We start from the raw sequence: 23370 nt of genomic DNA, 5'->3' as shown, positions 1-23370 counted from the left end.
ACCTGCACGCAACACTTTCAAACGCGCTTTGTGCAAAGAAAATCCACGCTTTGCTCATCTTGTACTATCTCCTCGGGTGGAGACCGGACGGTCGTCGAAAGCGGACAGCCACTGGGACAAAGCCGGTTGCCGGAGGACCGAATAGTGACCGGCCTCGACGTTCAGCAGATTGACCGATGCCGAAGTCAGGTCCTGCCAGCTTTCCACGAAGTGCCGGTCCTGGCCCTCGACGGCTCTCACCAGTGTGATGGTGACGTCACAGGACTGCGGCCGATACGCGCTCAACAGTTTCTCATGTGCGCTGAACACAGTCAGCAGCCGTTCAATGTCTTGCGGCCCGGCGCCCGGAAGCACGGCTTCGAACTGGGGAAAGCCACGGACGAGCTCAATGACATCCTGATCAGTCGCGAGATCCACCTCGACACCGAAAAGATCCCTGACGAACGCCTCCTTGCAATCCCGGGCGTTGTCTGCCCCAGTGCTTCCCGACATGATCCCCATGTCCTTCAGGTCCTGTGGGGTGAAACTGTCGACAAGACCAAGGAAGGCGATTTCCTCACCGGCCTGTCTCAGCTGCCGGGCGATTTCGTAGGCGACGACACCGCCGAACGACCAGCCGCATAGCCTGTAGGGACCGCTGGCTTGCTGCCTCAGGATCTCTTGGCAATACCGTGCCGCCAGTTCTTCCAGGCTTTCCGCCGGGCACGTTTCTCCCGGTTCCAGTCCCTCGGCACGCAGACCGTAGACGGAGATATCCCGGGGCAACGCGTCGAGCAGTGGCTGGTAACAGGACAGAGCGCCCCCGACCGGGTGGATCAGGAACAAGGGGGCTTCGGTCACGGGTTTTGCGCCAGGGTCCGGCTGGCGGAGGGACACCATCAGCGGCACCGTTTCAGGGGGATCACTGTCTCTACCGGAGGTGCCTGCCATGAGACCGCGCTGCCGGAGCAACTGGGCCTGTGCGGCAACAGTGCCAGCAAGAGCGAGATCGGAAACCGACAGCGTACAATTGAAGGCCTGCTGGATCCGGCTCAACAGGCGGACAGCGAGAAGGCTGTGGCCTCCGGCTTCGGAAAAATCCTCATCAATGTCGAGGGGCCTCTCCTGCGCACTTCGCCCAAGCACTTCGGACCAGATTTCAAGAAGCCTCGTTTCAAGCCGGTCCCGGGGCGCCCGAATTTGACCGGTCGTCCCGCCATCCGCACTTGCCGGTCTTCTGAGGGAATGACGGTCGATCTTGCCGCTGACGGTTTTGGGAAGCCGCTCAAGACATACCCAGACGGAGGGCACCATATGCGCGGGCAGCGTTTCGGAGACCCGTCGCTTGACCTCCAGTTCGTCGAAGCTCTTTTCCTTGGCGCCGAGATAGGCGGTCAGAACCGGGTCCCCTGCCAGGCTTCTTTCCAGAACAACGGCGACTTCACTGATGCCGCAGGAGGCGATGGCCGCCTCGACCTCCCCGAGTTCGATCCGGTACCCACGGATCTTGACCTGATCGTCCAGACGCCCGTGAAACTCGACCAAACCACCGCTGTTTGCCCTGAAGCGGGCGAGATCACCGGTCGCATATAGCCGAACCAGCCGGTCGGCTATCCGATGATCGCGAAACTTGGCTTCTGTCAGCTCGGGACGTTCGTGATAGCCGATCGCGAGACGCTCACCGCCCAGATGCAGTTCTCCGACAACACCGTCGGGCACCAGGTTGCCATCCCGGTCGAGAATATAAACTTCCATGCCAGGCAGGGGCCGGCCGATGGGGACACTGTGATCGCGGCTGTTCGGTTTCACGCTATGGGTCAGGGCCGTGATTGTCGCTTCAGTCGGCCCGTAGGCATTGATCAGGCGGCATCCAGCCAGAGCACTGCGGCTCCAGAGATCCACGACCTCCGGGGCGAGCGCCTCGCCGCCGACGATCAGAAGGCGCAGCGGCAGGCCCGACAGGTCGGCCTTGCCCTGTTCCCAGGACCTCAGAAGCTCGTGCAGCAGGACCGGGGGCAGGTCAGCCACGGTGACCGCCCTTGCGCGCAACATCTTCAGGAAGTCCGCCGGGGCCTGCAGGCCGTCGGGCCTGAGTTCCAGTCTCCCGCCTTTGGTCAGCACGGGCAGGATCTGCTCGATTGCCGTATCAACCGATGTCGGAGCGAACTGCAACACAGCGTCGCCTGCGGTCAGTGCGTATTCCTTGGCAATCACCTCGCAGTGGCCGGAGAGGGCTCCGTGGGAGATGGCCACCCCCTTGGGTGCGCCGGTCGAACCCGACGTGTAGATGATATAGGTCGGATCCTCGGCCCGGACAGCTGCGGACGGCGGTCTGGCCAGGCGCCCCTGAAGACCGGTGCGTTCCTTTGCAAGATCGATGATGACCGCCGGGGGATCGCCCAGCTTCCCGAGCCGGTCCGCATGAAGCCCTTTTGTGAGAACCGCTGCCGAACCCGCGTCCTTCAGGATGGACCCCAGCCGTTCATCCGGATGATCGGGATCGAGCGGAACCCAGACAGCGCCGATGCTCATGACCGCCAGGAGGGCAGCAATGCCGTCCGGCTCCCGGCCAAGCAGGACAGCCACGCGGTCACCCCGTTTCACCCCGCGCCTTTCAAGGAAAAAGCCGATCCGTCTGAAGCGTGCTGCCAGTTGCTTGTAGCTGAGGCGCCCACTGTCACCGGTCACCGCGATTGCAGAGGGCGTCTTGCGGGCCTGGCCAAGGAACTGTTCGTGAACCGGAACGCCAGAGGTCCCCTGCGAACGGCTCCGGCTCCAGTGATGCAGGGCACGGTCCACTTCCGCCCGGGTGAGCATCGGCATTTCGGAAATCAACCGATCGGACCGGGCCACGAGGCCTTCGAGGAGCAGCCTGTAGTGCTGCAAAAGCCGGTCCATCGCGCCGGGTTCAAAGACGCCGCTGCCCGCATTTGCAATGACAACGACGCCGTTTGAGCCGTTCTGAACCTCAATTCCCAACGGTGTATCACCGGCCTGCCGGATGTCCGGGACAAGACGCGCCTGTCCTGTGTGGAAGCACTCAAGGCCGGACAGATCCTGTCCGAAGTTCTGGTAGGCGAAAGTCACCTGATACGGCATCTCACCGGTCGACGTTCCACCCAGTTCCCGGGCAATCGAACTGAACGGAAACTCGCTGCGCGCCAACCCTTCGCCGAGTTCGGCGTGCACTTGCCTCGATAAATCCTCGCCCGTGAATTCCGGACGCAGTGCCAGCCGCAGGGCAACAATGTTCGCACAATACCCGACCGTTTCGGCAAAACGCACTGACGGACGCCGCAGCGTCGGAACACCTATGACAAGATCCCGCTCGCCGGTGTAACGGTAGAGCAGTGCCGCAAAGGCCGTCAGGCAGAGCGATGCCAGGCTTACTCCGGAGGCCTTGGCCCGGTCTGCAAGGGCCTTGCCAAGGGTCGCGGGCAGTTTCAGCTCCCCGCTTTGCCCGGGGCCGCCGGCCTGCTGGCCGGCAGCCGGGTCGCGTGGCAAATGAAGTGTCGGCAGCGTCCCGGAGAGCTTCTCCAGCCAGTATTCTTTCTGGGCCTGCCCCTGTCCGGAGGCCGAAAAAGCGTTTTCCCAGGCAACAAACTCCGAATAGTCCGCACCGCTGCCGATGACCGGCTTTGAGCCGCCCCCTGAGAAATGCTCATAGGCGCTCCAGAACGCCCGCGTGATGACCTCCGAAGAAACACCGTCTGTCACAATATGATGGGCGACAAGCAGGACGACGCAGGCCTCGTTCTGAAGGCTCCCTCCCGTGATGTGCTCGACCCGAAAAACACCCTCGCCCAGATGAAACGGGATTGAGGCACGCTGACGCAAAATGGCCCCGGTTTCGATTTCCCTGGGAAGGGTCACAAAGTCGATCTCAAGGGGCTCCGGCCGTTCAACCAGAACAGGGTCCTCGTCTTCAAGCACGACATGCGTGGCCAGAACCGGATAGCTGCGGACCAGCCAGTCGACGGTTTTTTTCAGTGCCTCAATGTCCAGCGATCTGCATTCGAACGTAATCGGTACGTTGTAATCCCCGCGCCCGGCATAAAGTGACTGCAGCGCCCACAGCCCCTTCTGGGCTTCGCCGAGGGGCAGTCGATAGGGACCTGTCGAGCTGGCAGCCTGCACCGTCTCGCTTCCAGGTTCGGGCCTCGAAGCAAGCGTCTCCAGGTAGCCGGACAACAGCGCAGGGGTCGGGTGGGCCTCGATTTCCTGCTGGTTCAAGGACACGCCACAGGCCTCTTCAACAGCGTAGATCAATCGCATCCGAGCCATTGAATCGACCCCAAGGCCCTCGAAATCCTTGTTTCGGTCGATGTCGCCCGCCTCGCAGCCAAGTTCCCTACCAAGGGTCTTGCATATCAGTTGCAGTGCTGCGCCCTCGTCCGGACGATCTTGATCCCGATCCTGGTCCTTGTAGTCAGGTAAATCCTTCACCGGAGCAGCAACGACCGCCCCTTCCTCGCGGGCGCGTGCTCCTTTCAGCCAGTGCCGTTCCCGTTTGAAAGGATAGACGGGAAGAACCAGAAACGGACCTTCCCTGCTCACTTCGTGCACCGCAGCGGCCATCTGCCGTTCGTCCCCGCGGTAAGCCCCGTCCTCCAGTTTGGCGATGAGTTCGTCTGCATTCGCGGCGACAAACACCGCCTGGCAGTCCAGGCGTTCGCGGCCATGGCCAAGCGTTCTGGACAGCGCTTCCAGCGATACGTCTTTCGTATCGCGCAGGTACCGGCCAAGGAGCCGGCGTAGCTCGCTTAGCTGTTCCTCGGTTCTGGCAGAGACCGGGAAGAGCCAGGGTCCGAGGCTTTCGCTTGCGGCTCCGGACGCCTCAACGACAGGAGCGCTTTCAAGAATGAGGTGTACATTTGAGCCACCGGCGCCGAAGGAGCTGATGGCCGCCCGCATCGGTTCCTCCGAACCGGTCTCCCCGGTGGGGTTCCAGTCCGGTTTCCAGGGAGACAGATCTCTTTGCGGCCTGAATGGCGTGCCTTCGAAGGTATCGAGAGGTGCGGCTTTGCCGAACGAGGGAAACAGCTCGCGGTGTTCGAGTTGCAAGAGCACCTTGGTCAGTTGCGCAAGACCCGAGGCAGCCTCCGCGTGCCCCATGAGGGCCTTGACCGATCCGATCGCCGGGCCTGGAGTGTCGCGGTCTGCGTAAACTCTGGCGAGCGCCCGGAGTTCGATGTTGTCCCCGATGCTCGCGCCTGTGGCCGCTGTTTCGACATAGCCGATGGTGGCTGGATCGATGCTGGCGTTCCTGAAGGCATCTTCGAGCAGGCGGGCCTGCGCGTCCGCGTTCGGAACCGCGTAACCGGCCGAATGTCCCGCGTGGTTGGCAAGGCTTTCCTTGATCACACCGAGGATCCGATCCCCGTCTGCCAGCGCATTTCCCAGCGGCTTCAGCAGTACGGTGCCGACCCCTTCGGCCGGCAGATAGCCGTCACCACCGGCGAAGGGCCGGGCGTCAGGTGTACTTGCGACAAGTCCCGCCCGGCTGAGCGCTTCGTATTTGGCCGGATGAATTGAAAGGTTGACGCCGCCGGCGATCGCAAGCCCGCATTCCCCGGACCGCAGGCTCCGGCAGGCCTGGTGTACTGCCTGGAGGCCGGATGAGCACATGCTGTCGACCGCAACGCTTGGCCCTTGAAGGTCGAAGAAGAAAGATGTCCTGTTTGCTATGCCAGCATAGGAGGACAGCGCCAGCAGTGCCCGGTCCTCTTCATCCGAGGCCAGCGCGGGATACTGGTTGTACATGGCGCCGACAAAGACGCCGACACGCTTCTGATAGTGTTCGGCGAGCCAACTGCGCGTATGTCCCGCCCGCTCCAGCAGGTGCCAGGTCGTTTCCAGGAAGAGCCGTTCCTGAGGATCCGCCAGATCGGCTGCCCGCGGGGTATAGCCGAAGAATTCCGCATCGAAGCTGTCGATGTTGGAAAGGAAGCCGCCCCATTTGCAGTGGCTGGAACCCGGCGCTCCCTTGCGAGGCGAATAGTGTTTCAGGAGCTCCTGCCGGTCGGTCGGAATTTCGGTTATGCAATCGCTGCCCGCCCGCAGGATATCGGCGAAGGCTTCTATCGTTTCCGCACCCGGATACCGGCCGGCAACGGCGATGACCGCAACATCCTTTGCGTCGACACTAGGTGCAGCTCCCGTTGGGGCTGCAGGGTCTGGCCTCTCCAAAGGAGGTTCGGTCAGCCCGGCCTGTTCCAGTGCCGGCGGCTTAGGTGCGCCACTGCGTTCAAGCAGTTCATCGGCCAAACGATTGATGGTCTGGAATTCGAACAGGATGGTCTGGGAGAGAGGTCCGAAGTGGCTTTCCAGCGCTTCGACAATCTCAAGTGCCGACACGGAATCGACGCCGAACCGGTCGATGGTGTCATCCGGCGCCAACCGGTCCTGCGGGATGCCGAGACAGGCGGAGAAGGACGCCTTGATTGCCGCGACAACCTTTTCCCTGTCGTCCGGGACAGGTTCAGTTTTTTCGCTCTGGACAATGGCGGGCGCACTCCTGGCAGCGGCAATGCTCTCTCGTTTCCCGTCAACCGGGGTAGTCGGCGTCATCAGGGAGCGAAGTCGTTCGTGATCTCCGTCGAGAACCAGAACCTGGTCGACGTTGCGTTGCGCCAGGATGGTCGTCAGGGCGGCGAGCGCCGGACCCGTCTCCAGAGGCCGCACACCGGACGCGCGTTCCATGGCCACCGCGGTGCGCTCGTCCATGTGCATGCCGCCTTCGCGCCAGTACGGCCAGTCGATGGAGACTGTCCTGCCGTGCCGGGTACCTCCGGCAACCTGGCTGTTGCGCCAGGCTGCAAAACTGTCGAGGAAGGCATTCGCCGTCGCGTAGTCCGATTGCCCGGGATTGCCAAGCGCCCCGGCGGCCGATGCAAACAAGACCATGAAGTCGAGCGGTCTGTCGCCGATCACCTCGTCCAGCAGGCGTATGCCACTCGTCTTGGGCGCAAGAACTTCCCGGAATGTTTCTTCGGTCTTTCCTGTCAACAATCCGTCACGGGTCAAACCAGCCCCGTGGATGACACCATCCAGCTCACCCTCGTCCTGTTCGATTTCATGCAGCAACCCGGAAACGGCGAGTTCGTCGGTGACATCAATGCTCCGGTAGCGAACAGACGCGCCGAGTGCTTCGAGTTCGCTCAGGCCTTCACGGATTGCCGGTGTCATTGGAGACCGGCCGGTCAACCAGAGCGAGGGGCTGTTCACGGAAGCGGCGATTGCCTTGGCCACATGCTGCCCGATACCGCCCATGCCTCCTGTCAGCAGATAGACTCCGCTATCTTTCCAGGGCAATTGCGAGACCTGCTGCGCGACTTCGAGTTCCTGCCAGGACCGGACGAAGCGCCGTCCGCGACGATAGCGGATTTCGCTCTGGTTCCCGGCGCACTTTGCGTCTTCCGACAGGCGATCAGCGAGATCGTGAACCGATCCGTCCGTTGCGACCAGTTGCCAGCTCAGGCCAGGATGTTCGAGCTTCGCGCAGCGCAGCAGGCCGGCAAGGCCTTCCAGGATAGTGTCTGTTCCCCCGAGAGGCACAACGACCTGAAGAAGCGCCTGCTGACGTTTGCACGCAAGGTCCTGGCAGAGCCTGAAAAGGTGCAGGGCGTGGAACTGGTAGCGGTCGTCCACTGCCGTCTGTGGCGCGGCCAGCACCGTGACTTCCGCACCGACTTTGCCGAGGTCCCCGGCCAGTTGCGGCATCGAGGAAGCCAGATCGCAAACCACCTGATGGACCCGCCCTTGCGGCCGCCCCTCGTCCGCCGAAGCCGTTCGTTCCTGCCAGATACCGGAATAGAGCAGCGGCAGCGGGGCGGCAGGAGCAGCGGGTTTTGCAGGCGCGGTTGCGTCTCCGGCAAGTTCGGGCAGCCAATAGCGATCCTCTGCAAAGGGATAGGACGGCAGGCTGATCGGGCGCGCTCTGGCCCCAGCCCACAGAACTCGCCAGTCGACCGACGCCCCCCTTGCCCAGGATGCAGCAATCTCCCGAAGCGGAGCGGCAGGATCAATCGGCTTCACGAGTCCCGAAACTCGCGCCCGGATAATGTCGTCGCCCTCAACCACACCGGTGCGCTTGTCGGCGAGGAAATCGTCCAGTTTGCTTTGCAAATCGGCCTTTCCGCGCGCAACAATCGCAAGCCGCTCCTCGAAAGCCTCACGGCCCTGTTGCAGGGTCCAGGCGACCGACGGCAGGTCATCGTCAGTTAGACTATCGAGCCGTGAGAGGAAATTCGTCAGCACCGCAGTCAGCCGCTCCGGATCGCGAGCCGATAACGGATAAATCTCAGGGAACTCCCCGGTAAAGGCGTCTTCCTTTTCCAGATGTTCGGCGACAATGAAATGCGCATTCGCACCACCCGCGCCGAAGGAGGAAAGCCCGGCAATACGTGGCTGGACGTCCCCCGCCCTGAACGGCGACGGCCAGGGTGCGAGAGACCGTTGAACGCGGAAGGGCGAGGCTTCGAAGTCGATATTGGGGTTCAACCTGCCGGAATGGATGGAGGGCGCAAGCTGAGCGTGCTTCAGCTGCAGCAGAAGTTTGGTCAGGCCGGCGATCCCCGCAGCGCTCTCCGCATGACCGATATTGGATTTGACCGACCCGATGGCACAGGCGCCCCGTGTCCCGTAGGCCCTTGTGAGTGCCGTGACCTCGATCGGGTCTCCGAGGCTGGTTCCCGTTCCGTGGGCTTCGACGTAACTCACGTCTTCCGGCACGACCCCTGCTCTTGCGAGCGCTTTTTCGATCACTGCAGTCTGAGCCGCCGGGTTCGGAACGGTGTAGCCATTGGTCTTGCCACCGTGATTGAGCGCCGAACCGAGGATCACGCCATAAATCCGGTCACCATCGGCTTCTGCCCTGCTCAAGGGTTTCAAGAGGATGGCACCGACGCCTTCAGCCGGAACATAGCCGTCGCCACCCTCGCCGAAACTCTCGCACCGCCCCTTGCTGGACAGGAACCGGCCCTGGGAGAGCGCCAGAAACTTGTTTGGATGCGGGGTCAGGTTCACGCCGCCCGCCAGCGCCACCGCACAACTACCGGACCGCAGGCTGTCGCAGGCGAGGTGGATCGCCGTCAGGGAAGACGAGCACATCGTGTCGACGGCGATACTCGGCCCGTGGAAATTCAGGAAGTAGGACACCCGGTTGGCAATCGATGCCGCGCTGCCTGTCAGCGCGGCGGGCGTGCCCCGCGCGCTCAGGTCGGGACCATAGAGCTGGTATTCTTCCCACATGACCCCCGCGAACACGCCGACATCGCCCTGTTCCGCGAGGGCTGCCCGCGTGTAACCGGCGTCCTCGAGGGTTTCCCATGCACATTGCAGGAAGAGCCGCTCCTGGGGATCCATGTAGAGCGCTTCTCGCGGCGCGATGTTGAAGAACATCGGGTCGAAACGGTCGTAGCCGTCGACAAAGCCGCCCCATTTGCCGGTGGTCTTGCCGGGCTGACGAACGGGATCGTAAAATCGCCTGTGGTCCCACCGTTCCGCGGGGACTTCGGTAATGCAGTCACGCCCCGCGGCAAGATTTTTCCAGAAGTCTTCAAGGCTTCGCGCGCCCGGATAACGGCCGGCAAGGCCGATTATCGCAATCGGATCGTCAGCAGGTGCATCGCCCCGTTTCGCGGTTGCCGGTGCTGTTGCCGGCAAGGCCGCGACCGCAGGATGGGTCCCTCCACCGCACACCTCGGCGAGGCGGTCGCCATGATTTGCGCGAAAATATCCGATCAGGGCTTCAAGCGTCTGGCAGTCAAAGAAGAGCGTCTTCGACAGCGGACCGAAATCCCGCTCCAGACTGTCCGTCAGCTGCATGATAAGAACGGAATCGATGCCGTAGTCCTCAAGCGGCGCTGTCAACGAGATGGCCGCCGGATCGATCTCGGTTTCCCGGGCAACAAGTCCGACGAAGTAGTCTTCAACGTGGTCTGCGGTGGCAGTGTCTGCTGAACGCATCATTGCTGGAGGCGCCTGCTCGCCCTTGGGTTCCTCCAACAGGCGCAAGGTGAAGCCGGTAATCCGGACGCAGACAGCGCCTGTGTCGTCTGCCAGATCGATATCGAGTTTGCGAAGCCCCTGGCTTGCCGGACAGACACGCAGATGGGCCCACATGGCCTCGCTTGTCGGCCTGGTCACGTCCATCCGGTCGATGGCAAAGGGCAGGGCCAGACCTGCGCTGTCGTCTTCTGAAAACGCGACAAGTGCGGCGTGGAACGCGGCATCGATCAGACTGGGATGCAGAATGTGGTCGCTGCCCCCGGCCGCCTTCGGCAACTGCAGCCGCGCCAGTACCTCGCCTTTGCGGGAACTCAGCTCTGTGATCGCGCGGAAGGCCGGGCCGTAATCGATCCCGAGCGCGGAGTAGCAGGCATAAAGCCAATCCGGGTCATGGCCAGTCCGACAGGCATTCTGGAGCGCATTGATGTCCAGCCTGCCGAGCTGACCCGCCTCCGATACACCGCCAATCTGTCCACGCATGAAGTCCGGCTCGCCGGTGCCGGCAGAGCTCAAACGGAACTGCAACCCCTCCTGGCTCCCCTTCGAGAAATGGACATCGAGCGCCAACTGACCAGTGTTGAGTTCTATGGGCCTTCGCCAGGTCACGTTCGCGAAGCGTGCCGGAAGGGCGTCCACGGCCTTGTCATCCAGGGCTGCTGTCAGCACGACGTCCAGGCTCATCGCACCGGGCAGAATATGGCTGCCGTGAACGACATGGTCCTTCAGATAATACGCATCTGCATTGAGTTGCCTGCCGTTGGGCCTGGTCGACGCGGGTTCCGTTTTCGCCGCGGTTTCTGCTTCGGCACCGCCGACGCGGTAAATGTCGCGGGCGAACGGATAGGTCGGCAGCCTGAGCCGGCGACGCCGGCCCGGGTTGAGCTTCTGCCAATCCACCTTGCCACCCCGGACCCAATGGCGCGCGATCCCGGCCGCATCGGCATCCTGCGGCCGGTCCGGTCCCTTGGCATCGCCAAAAAAGGTGTCAGGTGGTTCGCTGCCTGCCAGAACAGCCGTCAGCTGGGACCGCAAGTCATCGAGGCTCGAAACAACGCATGCAAGGCGCTCGCCGAGACCGGATCTGCCTATCTGCAGCGTGTAGGCCAGATCCCCCAGGTCGGCTTCCCCCAGGCGGCCGCTTTCAAGCTCGCAAAGGAAGTCACGGACCACGTCGTTCAGGCGGGTGCGGTCCCGTGCCGACAGCACGACGACGACCGGTGCGTCCAGACGGGACGGCGCGGCCGCCACCTCTGCTCCGCCCAGGTATTCCTCCACCACGACATGCGCATTGACGCCGCCGAACCCGAAACTGCTGATGCCGGCTCGCAGCGGCAAGGCTGCTCCGCTTTCGTCCTTCACGGGCTTCCAGGGCCGTGCCTCCCGCACAATCTCGAAAGGACTTCCGCTCAAGTCGATGTAAGGATTGACCTCCTCGCAATGAAGGCTCGGCGCGAGTTGGCGATGCTCGATCTGTTTCAGGACCTTGATCAGCCCGGCAACCCCGGCAGCGAGCTCCAGATGTCCGATATTGGTCTTGACCGAAGCAAGCCCACACACTGCTTCCTCAAGCCGGGTGGCACCCTTCGGCAGCGATGCGAATGCCGATTTCAGGGCATTGATCTCGACCGGGTCTCCCAGGGCCGTGCCCGTACCATGTGCTTCGATATATCCGACGCTGCGCGGGTCGATGCCCGCACGGGAATAGGCGGTGGTCAGAAGATCGGCCTGGGCCTGCGTGTTTGGTGCCGTGAGAGAGTTGGCACGGCCACCGTGATTGATCGCCGTGCTGCGGACCACGGCCAGGATCGGATCGCCGTCCCGCTCCGCGTCTGACAGTTTGCGGAGGAACACCATGCCGACGCCTTCACCACGCACATAGCCGTTGGCCAGTGAAGAGAAGGTCTTGCAGCGGCCATCGGCCGACAGCATGCCCGCCTTGGCAAAGTTGATATGGGCTTCCGGAGTGAGGATCGTGTTGACCCCGCCGACAAGCGCCATGTCGCAATCCCCTGCCCGGATCGCCTGAACGGCCCGATGCAGCGCGACCAGGGAGCTGGAACATGCCGTCTCGACCGGTTCGCTCGGCCCGTGCAAATCGAGCAGGAAGCTGATCCTGTTGGGACCAACGGACGGCACCGATCCTGTCGCGACATAGCCTTCACCGCCCGAGTCCGCACCAATCATGTCCCGGTAGCCGCTGGAGGATGTGCCGACGAACACGCCGACCTTCTGTCCGGCAAGGCTTTCGGGCGCATGGCCCGCGTCTTCGATCGCCTTCCAGGCATGGGTCATCATGAGGCGCTGCTGGGGATCCATCAGGCGGGCTTCACGAGGTGAAATGCCGAAAAAGAGCGGATCGAATTCAAAAACCCGGTCGATGAAACCACCCCAGTGGATGTTGGTTCGCGACGGATCCTGCCTCGGGTCACCATCAAGCTGCTGCCAGGACCATCGGTCGGCAGGAATCCGGCTGATGCTGTCCCGGCCGGAGATCAGGTTGGACCAGAATTCCTCAGCATCCGCTGCGCCAGGAAAACAGCAGCTTTGCCCCACGATAACGACCGGATCATCCTCCGCCCCGGACGGACGGGCGACCAAATTCGCGGCCGGGTCGGAAAAAATGCCTTGCGCAGAACCACTCGTGTCTGCCGCGGCCTCCAGAGGCTGCGTGCTGCCGGAAGAGCCCAGTTGGGCGTCTGTCAGCTCGTCGCAAATGTGCCCTGCGAGCCGAGACAGCGTTGCGAACTCGAAGAAATCGGCAGGCGTCAGGTTCAGGCTCAGGTCCGAATTTATCTGCGCGGCAAAGGCCGTCATGCTGACGGAATCGAAACCGAAATCACCGAGTTCCGTATCCGGATCCAGCATTTCCGGCTCGATCTCCAGCACTCTCGCCGCAATGCCGGTCACAAGCACCAGCGTTCGTTTCCGCCGCTCCGTTTCGTCAAGAGCGGGCTGCGCCTCGGGTCCTGCCTTGCCCGAAGACTTGGCGACGGGCAACGGTCTGGTGACAAGATCCTCAAGACGAATGACGAGAACGCCGTCATCATCGCAGAGATCGATTGCCGTCCCTTTCGCCTCCTGCCTGATGACCGCCCACATCCGGTCAGCCGTTCTGCCGTAGATCCTGACGCGGCGCACGGAATAGGGCAGCGCCAGCTCAAGTCCGTCCCCGACATCGTTGAGCGAAAGGACGGCCTGCAGGGCTCCGTCAAGAATCGAGGGATGCAACGCAAATCCGCGGTCCGCTTCCTGCGGGAGATCGAGCTGCGCAACCACGCCCTCCGCGCCGTGCCAAAGATGCGTGATCGCCTTTTGCGAGGGGCCATATCCAAGACCAAGCGCCTCAAATCTTTGGTAGAGCGCGTGTCTGTCTATTTCTGTATCCGCAGCCTGTCTTGCCTCTCCCAGGTCAATTCTGGGAGCGTCCTCACCGGGAAGCAGGCGGAGCACGCCTTCGGCATGCCGGCGCGCGCCTGTGGCGACAATCGAATACCGGAAGCCCTCAGACGGCCCTTCGTTCAGAAAGACGTCGAGCTGCTCGGGACCGGTTTCAACAGCCACCGCACCTGTCCAGGTGTGGCCGGCGAGTTCGAACGGGCTCGCTGGCCGTCCGGCACTGTCGAGCGCAAGCCGCACCAATTCGAAGGACAGGACACCCGGCACAACCCTGACGCCGTTGACCAGATGGTCGCGCAGATAGCTTTCCGAGCCGTCGAGTCGTAGCGTGCAGCTGCCCGCTGCCAGATTGGTCGCCGGTGAAACCGTCTGCGCCTTGCCGACCCAGTAAGGCTTCCTTGCGAAGGGATATCCGGGAAGAGAGATGCGGCGCGCAGGCCTTCCCTCGCGGACCGCGGCCCAGTCGACACTCAAACCACTGGCCCAGAGCACCAGCAGGTCTTCCGCTCGCCCTCTCGCGGCCAGGCTAGCCGCCGCTTCGCGCAGGGGGCCGTCGCTTTCGAGAACCGAGAACGTCTTGCGGCCGGACTTTACGGTCCCGGTATGGAGCGCCTTGCCGGTTTCCCCCGCCAGATATTCCTCGAGCCGTTTCCGCAGGTCCTCCATGGACCTGCACACGAACCCCAGACGATGGTCCATCTGCTCTCGCGCCGTCTGCAGCGTAAAAGCAATATCCGCCAGGCTTGCTGTGTTTGCGGGACCGGCAACAAAGGCACGGAGGTCCTCCGCCATTTCCTTGAGCTGGTCCGCGGTCTTTGCCGACAGTACGATAAGCTCCGGCGTCTCTCTCAGCTCAATGTCCGGAGCGTGATGTGGCGCCAGGTATTCCTCCAAAACGACATGGGCGTTGGTGCCGCCGAACCCGAAACTGCTGACGCCCGCCCGCCTCGGCAGCAAGTTGCCGTCGCTGTCGACGACATGGGGCCAGTCTTCGGCCTGCTGCGCAATATGGAAGGGGCTGTCCTGCAGTTTCAAATAGGGGTTCAGGTCTTCGCTGTAGAGCGAGCGCACGATCTTCCCGTGCCGCAACTGCAGCAGGACCTTGATAAGGCCGGCGATCCCCGCGGCAAGCTCCAGATGGCCGATATTCGATTTTACCGAGCCGATGGCACAGCTCTGTTCCGGAGCAGGTCCGAAGACGGCTTCGGCATCGCTCGCAAGACCGGCAAAGGCGGCGGTCAACGCCTCGATCTCGATCGGGTCGCCGAGAGGCGTACCCGTACCGTGCGCCTCGATATATCCGACCGTTCGGGGGTCTATTCCGGCCCGACGATAGGCGGTGCGAATGAGGTCAGCCTGGGCTTTCGGATTGGGCGCTGTCAGCGACGCGGCGTGACCGCCGTGGTTCTCCGCACTCGAGCGAAGCACTCCCAGAACCCTGTCGCCTTCGCGTTCCGCCTCCGATAACAGCTTCAGGAAGACTAGCCCGACGCCCTCGCCACGTGCGTAGCCGTCTGCTCGTTTGGAAAATGGCTTGCAGAGCCCTTCAGGCGACAGCATGCCGGCCTTGGAAAAGCCGACGAAGGCTTCCGGCAGCAGCAGCGTGTTGATGCCCCCCGCGATGGCCGACGCGCAATGTCCGGCGCGGATTGCTTCAGCCGCACGGTGGACCGCGATCAACGCGCTGGAGCAAGCTGTTTCAACCGCAACGCTCGGGCCGTGAAAATCGTAGAAGTAGCTGATCCGGTTCGGTCCGAGCGACGGGGCCAGCCCGGTCATCGAATATCCTTCGACCTTGGTGCCATTGTCCGCGATGAGACGGCTGTAACCGGTATCCGCGGTCCCGATGAAGACCCCGGTATCGGAGCCCGCCAGCGCAGAAGGAACGTAGCCCGCATCTTCCATCACGCGCCAGGCCTGGGTGAGCAGCAGGCGTTGCTGGGGATCCATCATCCGGGCTTCCGGTGCGGATATTCCAAAGAAAGCCGCGTCAAAGGCGGCCAGATCCTCAATGAAGCCGCCCCATTTGACGTTGCCCTTGCCGGGTTCGGACAGGGGATCTCCCCAATAGTCCCGCCAGTCCCAACGCTCGGACGGCACTTCGCTGATGGTGTTTCTGCCTTCGTTCAGGACGTCCCAGAAAGCGTCGATATCGGGTGCGCCCGGAAACTGTCCGCTCATTCCGATAATGGCCACCTGGCCAGCATCGGTATTCGCGGCTGGTCGGGCCTCCGGCATGTCAAAAGCCGGCTCCCTTGAAGGTGTCACGGCACTGACAGCTTCGCTTGCGGGCGCGACCGCGCCGGCCCTGGCTCCAGCCCGCTCTTCGTCCCCTGCCCTGTCTGCGCTATCAGCCGCAGGGGCACCGAAGACCGCGCTCATCGCGGCAGCTTCTTCGCCCACAAGGTAATCCGCCAAGCCGTCAAGCGTCGGATATTCAAAGAAGAGGGTTGGCGTCAACTCCAGCCCAAAGCGGTCATTCAGCCGGTTCGCGAACTGAGTGAAGCCAATGGAATCGAAGCCGTATTCGGTCAGTTCCTCATCCGGTTCAAGGTCCTCTTCAGAGACCTTCAGCTGCGCACCGGCTTCTTCCATCAGGCTTGCAAGGATCATGCGGCGCAGGCTGCCGGTCGCGACGGGCGGCCGGCTTTCCGCAGGTGTTTCGGGGTTTGCCTGCATCGCAACATCAGCGGATCGCTGCTCGAAGGCGTCACCGACAAAACGCCGGATGCGATTGCCCTCCCCTGATGCGATCAATAGGCGCGGTTCCACGCCGCCCAGGACGGAGTAAAGCGCATCAAGGCCCTGGCGCGTTTCAAGCGGCACAAGGCCGGTTGTCCGCCGCATCAGGGTTTCCTGCTCTGGTGCGAGCGACATGCCGCCCTCGCGCCAGAGCGGCCAGGCGACCGACACCGTCTTGCCGTGACATGTGCCCGCTTTGCGCCGCGTCTCACGCGCTTCGGCAAAACCGTCGAGGAAACTGTTGGCCGCTGCGTAGTCGGCCTGACCAACATTGCCGACAATGCCGGAGATCGAGGAGAAGAACACCAGGAAGTCGAGCGGCGCGTCGCCGATCGCCCTGTCCAGGGCCACCGCACCTGTTACCTTCGGAGCCAGCACATCGGCGAGCTGCTCCGGGGTCTTGCGCAGGACCACCTCGTCTCGGATGACGCCTGCTGCATGGATGACACCATCCAGCCTTCCGTATTCTTCCCGGATGTGCTGCACAAGGTTTTCGACCGACCGTGCATCGGAAAAGTCCGCAATCCTGTGATTCAGTGCCGGTGTCTCGGCGATCCAGTCAGCTATCTCGGGCTTTGGCTGGCTCCGGCTCGCAAGAACGACCGTCGCACCGGGGACCGTCTTGATGATTTCCCGGGCAAGCTTAATCCCAAGCCCGCCAGTCCCCCCGGTGACGAGATAGACACCATCGGATTTCCACGGCAAGGACGCCGGTTCCGGCGTGGCCGAGACCTCTTCCCAGACTTCCAGCGACAGGTCTTTTCCCGTCGTTTTCAGGCAAGATCCTGCGGACGCGCCGGCGGCCTTCTTCAATTGCTCCGCCAGATCCGCAGAGGATAATCGATCCGTGAGAACCAGAACCTGGCCACGGAAAGCCGAATGTTCACGGCTTATGCTGCGAAGCATGGCCGCCAGACCGGCCAGGGCGCTGCTGTTTTCCTCCGTCCCGAGAACCATCTGCATCTGACAAGGTCCCGAAGCCAGATCCGCTTGAGCGATGCTCAGGAGCTGGTTGGCCAGCTGCAGGAAACGCTGGTCTAGAGACGCGGCAGGATCGTCCTGAAGCAAACGAACGTCGTGGTCCGGCAGCAGCGCCGCCAGCTCCTCAATGTTCCCGGCTTCCTTTGGAAGAAGCACGATGCCCCGCCCGTTGTGCACAGGTGCTACCACCGCATCGAGCGGACGCCAGCGCGGTCTGAAGCGCAGCGGCGCGCTGTCCGCTGTCTTGTCGAGCGCTCTCGTCGTGAACCCTTGCAGGGATAAGCGGACCCTTCCCTGTTCGTCGATCAGGTCAATATCCATCTTGCGCAAGCCTGAGCCTGCGCCCGCCTGTTGCCGGACATGCGCCCACATGTGTTTTTCGCAGGCGCCAAAGATCTTCACGCCCTCGACTGAGAACGGCAGGGCAGCCGCTTCGGGAGCTTTGCCGGAGGCATCCAGCGCCAGACCGATTGCTGCTTGCAGCGCTCCGTCCAACAAGCTGGGGTGCAGACCGAAATCGGCGAAACCTGCCTCGACGCTTCCTGGAAGTTCAAGTCTGGCAAGAACTTCCCCGCCCCTTGAGGCGTCCTGGGTAACGGCAAGATCCGTGATCGCGCGATGGCCTTGTCCATAGACGAGCCCCATGGCGTCGAAGCCCGCATAGACCTCGCCAGCTCCCAGACGCGTTGCCGGTTTGCCTCGAAGACTGTTCAGATCGACAGACAGTTCGGTTGCCTCCACATCGGCGGCAACCCGCATTTGGGCATGCAGAAGACGTTCGCCGTTTTCCGTTGTGCTGAAAATCTCCGCGCGCAGGTTCCCGTCCCCGAGACCTGAAAATTCGCAGGTGATCGGAACCGGTTTTTCGACCACGAGCGGTGCCATCCAGACCACCTGCCGGAGAGCCGGGTTTGCGATACCTTCCTGAACAGCTGCAGCTCGCGCCAGTTCCAGATAGGCGACCCCCGGCAGAACCGGCGAGCCGGCGACCTTGTGGTCCTTCAGAAAGAACTCGTTACCGGTCAACGACAGCTGATAGACCCCGGCGCCGGTGGCAACCGGCGTGAGCGACACCCTGGGAGCCTCGGCTCCGGTGTCCACGTCCGGCAACCAGTAGCGCTTGCGCTGGAAGGCATAGCCCGGAAGTGGAATGCGGCGCGGGCAAGCTCCGGTGTCAAGCTTCGGCCATTTCACCTCCCCACCGGACACCCAATGCCGGGCAATCGCGGCCGGGTCTTTTCCCGAGGGATCGAGCGGCTGGAACTTTTCCCTGCGGCCAGCCGCAACGGTTCCCCGTTCCGCAGTACTGCCGTTCCCGGCAAGGAACGCTTCCAGCTTTTCGACAAGGTCTTCCCGGTCGGCAGCCACGAAGGCAACACGGTGACGCATCGCATCGCGCCCCACCTGAAGCGTATAGGCAATGTCCGCCAGATCGTTTTGTCGGACCGCGGGTAGCAGCCGGGTCAGCGCCTGCAACAGCGCCGGCTCGGTTTTCGCCGAAACGGGAACCACGAAAGGGCCGTTCCCGGACTGTGAAGACCGACGCTCCGGCTCAGAATATTCCTCGATCACCAGATGAACGTTGGCGCCGCCAGCTCCAAAAGAGCTGATGCCGGCGCGCCTGGGGACCTCCTTGCCGTCGATCAGCGGCCTCTTCCAACCCGCCTCGTCCTGCAGCAGATAGAAGGGGCTACCGGCAAGATCCAGCAGAGGATTGGGTTCTGCGCAGTGCAGTGTCCGGAAGAGCGTCCCGCTCTTCATGGCAAGGAGCACCTTGATCAGTCCGGCGACACCCGCTGCCGTTTCCGCGTGACCGATATTGGATTTCACCGAGCCAAGACCGATTTTCGCCGCGTCTGGTCGATTAAGATTCCAGTCCCGGTAGAGCTCACCGAAGGCAAGCTTCAATCCCTCCACCTCGATGGGGTCGCCGAGCGGCGTGCCCGTGCCATGACACTCGATCAGGTCGATGGACCTGGGATCGACACCGGCTTGCCGGTGGGCTTCGACGATAAGACGGCCCTGTGCCTTCGGGTTCGGGGCGGTCAGAGAGGTCGCACCGCCGCCGTGATGTTCCACCGATCCCCGAATGACTCCAAGGATCGGATCGCCGTCCCGTTCGGCAAGATCGAGGCGCTTCAAAAGCACGGCTCCGACACCATCCGCCCGGGCATATCCGTTGGCGTCCTTTGAAAAGGTCTTGCAGCGCCCGTCCGGCGTGATCATGCCGACCTTGGAGAACATGATGTGCTGCGTTGGCGAAAGCATCAGGTTCGAGCCGCCGGCAATCGCCATTTCGCAGCCTTCGTGACGGATGCTCATCACGGCGCGATGAATGGCCACCAGCGAACTGGAACAGGCTGTATCGATCACTTCGCTCGGCCCGTGGATATCCAGAAGGAACGACAGGCGGTTCGGACAGAACGCATGTCCCAGGCCGGTGAGCTGCTGGGCATCCATGATGCCCGCGCGGTTCACCATGTCGGTGTAATCGAGCAGATTGATGCCCAGAAACAGGCTGATTTTCCGGCCGGCCAGAGACCCCGGCGCATAGCCGCCCTTTTCGATCAGGCTCCAGACGCACTCCATGAACAGGCGGTGCTGCGGATCCATGAGTTCCGCTTCGCGCGGGGAGATGTTGAAGAAGCTTGCATCGAAATGATCGACTTCCGGAACGAAACCGCCGTATTTGACGTCGGTGAAGGGACCCTTTTTCGGGTCACCGTGGACCGCCCGCCAGTCCCAACGGTCGGCCGGAACTTCCTCGATGCAATCCTTTCCGGCCTTCAGGTGAGCCTCGAAGGTCTCCAGATCCGAGCTTTGCGGGAACATGCCCTCCATCGACACGATGGCAATCGGCGCATCGTCTGCAGCATCCTTCGTGCTTTCCGGTTCTGCAGGGCGTCGCAGTCTTGCGGCAGGTGCCCCCGCAGCCGCGCGTTGGCGGCGGATCCACGGCTCTTCCCCGCCCTGATCGTCCTCGTCGCCGGCTGATGCTGCCGGCACAGGGGTGGTATCTGCCGCGGGCGTCGCGGTCTTCTGCGAAGCTGGCGGGGGCGTCTGGGCTGCGTCGTGTTTTGCGTAATGTGCCGCAATCGGCGTGCCGAAACGCTCCAGCAGAATACTGCTCAAGTCGTCAATGTGTTTCGCCTCAAAGAAGGTGGTCGGCGCGACGGAGATCCCGAAATGGCGGGAGATCTGCACCATGATCTCGGTGATCGCGATGGAGTCGACACCCAGGTTGGCGAGATTTTCCTGCGGCTCCAGTTGCTCCTCGGGCATGCGCAAGGCGGCGGCTGCAATCCGAAAGACATCGAGCGCCAGTCGGTCGGAGATGCTGCTCTCGCCGGTCGTCTCTGGCGAAGAGCTGTCCGCTTTCGCCTCTTGAGCCCGGGACGCCACGCGCATGCTGGCCCGCTCGACAAGCTCCTTGTCGAGGAGTTTCGCCATTCGGGCGCGCAGGTCGTCGCCGGATCCGGTACTCATCGCAAGGCGACCTCTCTTTGATCCGGGGCCTCTTCGGCCAACATGTCCCGATAATGGCGCATGTGGCCGAGCAACTTCCAGAGATCCGCTTCCCACTGATGCCGGTAGCTGTCGATGAAATACGTCTGCCCGAGATCCGGAGCATCGGATTTCTTCGCGGCGAGGAACCGCTCCAGTCCGGCGGTCCTGCCGAAGAACGCCCTTGCATAGTTCAGCACGAAAAGGCCCTGGGTTTTCAGCCCGTCCCCCAGTCCACCCGCGGCATTGATGAAGCCCATGAACAGGATGTTGTCCAGATTGCGCGGCGTAGAATGCAGGAAGAGGTCGGGAATGCTGCCCTTCCACTCCAGCAACGACCGGTCGAGGAACGGGAACTCGCGGCTGTATCCCGTAGCATAAAGCACGAGATCGATTTCTGCCGGAGGCCCTTCCCTGAAATGCACTGTCTTGCCGTCGAATTTCTCGATGGCGCCTCTCGGCGCAACATCACCATGGCCGATATGATAAAGCAGCAACGAGTTCATGACCGGATGGGCGGCATCAAGTGGATAGTCCGGTTTCGGAAGCCCGTAGTCGGTGCCGTCGTACCCTGCGAGCCGGAAGACTTCCTCGATATAAGCGAGCGTTTCTTCCTTGGTGGCGAACTTGTTGCCGAGTTCCATCATCCATTGCGGCGTGGGTTTTCCGGAGATGAATTTCGGCTGGTAGTAATAGCCCCGCCGCGTGCTGTGCAGAACGGTCTCAGCCGTCCTGATGGCGTCAACGGCAATATCGCAGCCCGAGTTGCCGCCACCGACGACCAGCACCCTCTTGCCGCGTAGCAGGTCGGCCGACTTGTAGTCGCGCGCATGCAGCACCTCGCCGGAGAATTGGCCGGGTATGGCCGGCTCCGGAAAACGCGGTACCCGTTGCAGGCCGTTGCAGACGATCACCAGCGGATAAAGGATGTCGTGCCCAGCGCTGGTCTTCAGGCGCCAGCCGTCGCCCTCCTGTGTCAGCGTCTCGACCGCCGCATTGAAAGACGCACGCTGATAGATACCGAAGGCCTTCGCGTAGGAACGGATATAGGCCAGCATCTGGCGATGGTTCGGATAGGGAGGATAGTCCTCCGGCATCGGAAAGTCGGCGACCTGGGTGTTGAATTTCGGCGAAATCAGATGGAGGGACTCGTAGGTCCTGCCGCAAGCAGCGTCACCGTTCCAGACACCGCCGAAATCGGCCTCCGCCTCGTAGAGATCGATGTCGATACCGCCATCGATCAGTTCGCGCGCGACGCCAATACCGGTCGGGCCGCCGCCTATGATCGCAACCTTGCTGGGTGAACGGTTCATGAGCGAAGCTCCTCCCTGATCCGGATATCCCGGCTGCGTTCCAGTGCCGTCACCCGGACGCCTTCCAGGCGCAGAACCTCTGCGCCGTCGGCACCGTAAAGCTCGACCGTATAGGATACGGGCCCCGAACCGGCCGACCGCGGAACAATTCTGACAAGCCTCCGGTCTCCAGCCGTTGCGAATCCGGTCATGGATTCCATGCTGCGCGGAAAACTCAGGGCATTGGCGTCTCCGGCATCGGCAACACAGCCGCCGTTATGGAAAGCCAGCAACCGCCAGACCGCATCGAGATGATACGGATCGAACAGAATGTCCCGACGCTCCGGCGCAGCGCGTTGGGAAAGCTCCACCCTTGCGGTCAGCACGTCTGTCTCAAGGGAGACCTCCGAAACGCGAGCCATTTCGGGCGTTGGCGGACCTGAATGAACCGAGCAGCGTTCGGCGAAGGCGCGGTAGGGCTCCGAGACATCTCGGCCCGAAAGCGCCTCGTCAAACGCGATGGACTTGCGCGCCTCACCCGTATTTGGGCCGAATGCTCCGGAGCCCAAATGACACGGACTTCCTTCGTCGCCATCCGCCTCCACCCGGTAGAGCAGTCCCTCCGCATCCGACATTACCACGAATGTCAGGTCACGCGGTTTGCCGTTGATGGCGACCGGCCTGCCCCAGATCAACTGCGTAAGGCCGGAAACGGGTTTTCCAGACAACCGCTCCAGGGCACCGCGTGCCATCTCCGGCAGGTAAAGGCCGGTCATCAAGCGCGCCTCACCTGTCAGATGCGTTGTCAGATAGGGCTCGTCCCCGTTGATACGCAGCGTGATCCGTCCGATTTCGCCTTCGGATGGCTGAACGCCAAGCAGTGGTCCTCTTGCAACCTCCTGCACGAGTTCCGCGCCAGGTTGCGGATCGCTGGAGACCGGCACCCAATAGGGTGTGCGCGCAAAGGGATAGCCAGGCACATGCAGACGTTTGCAGGATGGTGTCGGCCAATCGATTTCAAGCCCCTTCGCCCAAAGCTCCGCGACCTTGTCCATCTGCTGCGTGTCTCCGGAGGCCAACCATTTGCGAACCAGCGTGCCCGCGTCATCATCCGCGGAGAACAGGCTTGTTGCCGCATCGTCGCCGGAAGACAGATGCACACCCTCGAGATCGGCACCGACTGTTGCTGCGGCGAGTTTGCGCAGCAGATCGTCCCGGCCGGAGAACACGAACGCGAGACGCTCCCGGAAATCAGGCCGGCCGGTCTGCAGGCTCGCGGCGAAGGCCTCCAGATCAAGATCCGGTTCGCCAGCGATGAAGCACTCGATCCGGGATGCGTATTCGATCAGGCGATCCCGGTCCCGGGCGGAGAGCACAAAGATCAGCGGCGTGGTGCCGCCTTCCGCGCTGGCGACTGAACGATATTCTTCCAGCACCAGATGAGCGTTGGTGCCGCTGAAACCAA

3 protein-coding genes (1 of these 3 running past the window's edge) are annotated in these 23370 nt (G+C 62.5%); all 3 read right to left on the bottom strand.

What is annotated here, in order from left to right:
* Nucleotides 1–54 precede the first annotated feature (54 nt).
* Tightly spaced (each overlapping or abutting the next), the 3 genes in view from FMN63_RS06360 to FMN63_RS06350 form a layout consistent with a single transcriptional unit that may run on beyond the window.
* On the bottom strand, nt 55–20595 hold the full coding sequence (locus FMN63_RS06360; protein ID WP_148583123.1) for a non-ribosomal peptide synthetase: 20541 nt from the start codon (nt 20593–20595) through the stop codon (nt 55–57).
* Nucleotides 20592–21926: a flavin-containing monooxygenase gene (locus FMN63_RS06355; protein ID WP_148583122.1), complete on the bottom strand. Its 1335-nt coding sequence runs from the start codon at nt 21924–21926 to the stop codon at nt 20592–20594. Before FMN63_RS06355 ends, FMN63_RS06360 begins: the two co-directional genes overlap by 4 nt.
* Nucleotides 21923–23370: the 3' portion of an SDR family NAD(P)-dependent oxidoreductase gene (locus FMN63_RS06350; RefSeq protein WP_148583121.1), read on the bottom strand. The gene runs 19402 nt beyond the window's last position; 1448 of the gene's 20850 nt are visible here — the last part of the coding sequence; its start codon lies beyond the right edge, outside the window; the stop codon is at nt 21923–21925. The genes FMN63_RS06355 and FMN63_RS06350 overlap by 4 nt, the downstream gene beginning before the upstream one ends.

This window comes from Stappia sp. BW2, assembly GCF_008107695.1.
Taxonomy (GTDB): Bacteria; Pseudomonadota; Alphaproteobacteria; order Rhizobiales; family Stappiaceae; genus Roseibium.
This window is presented reverse-complemented; position numbering and strand designations above follow the sequence as displayed.

Excerpts from the sequence above, each read along its gene's own strand:
- FMN63_RS06360 (WP_148583123.1), bottom strand. The coding sequence starts at position 20,595 with ATGAGTACCGGATCCGGCGACGACCTGCGCGCCCGAATGGCGAAACTC.
- FMN63_RS06355 (WP_148583122.1), bottom strand. The coding sequence starts at position 21,926 with ATGAACCGTTCACCCAGCAAGGTTGCGATCATAGGCGGCGGCCCGACC.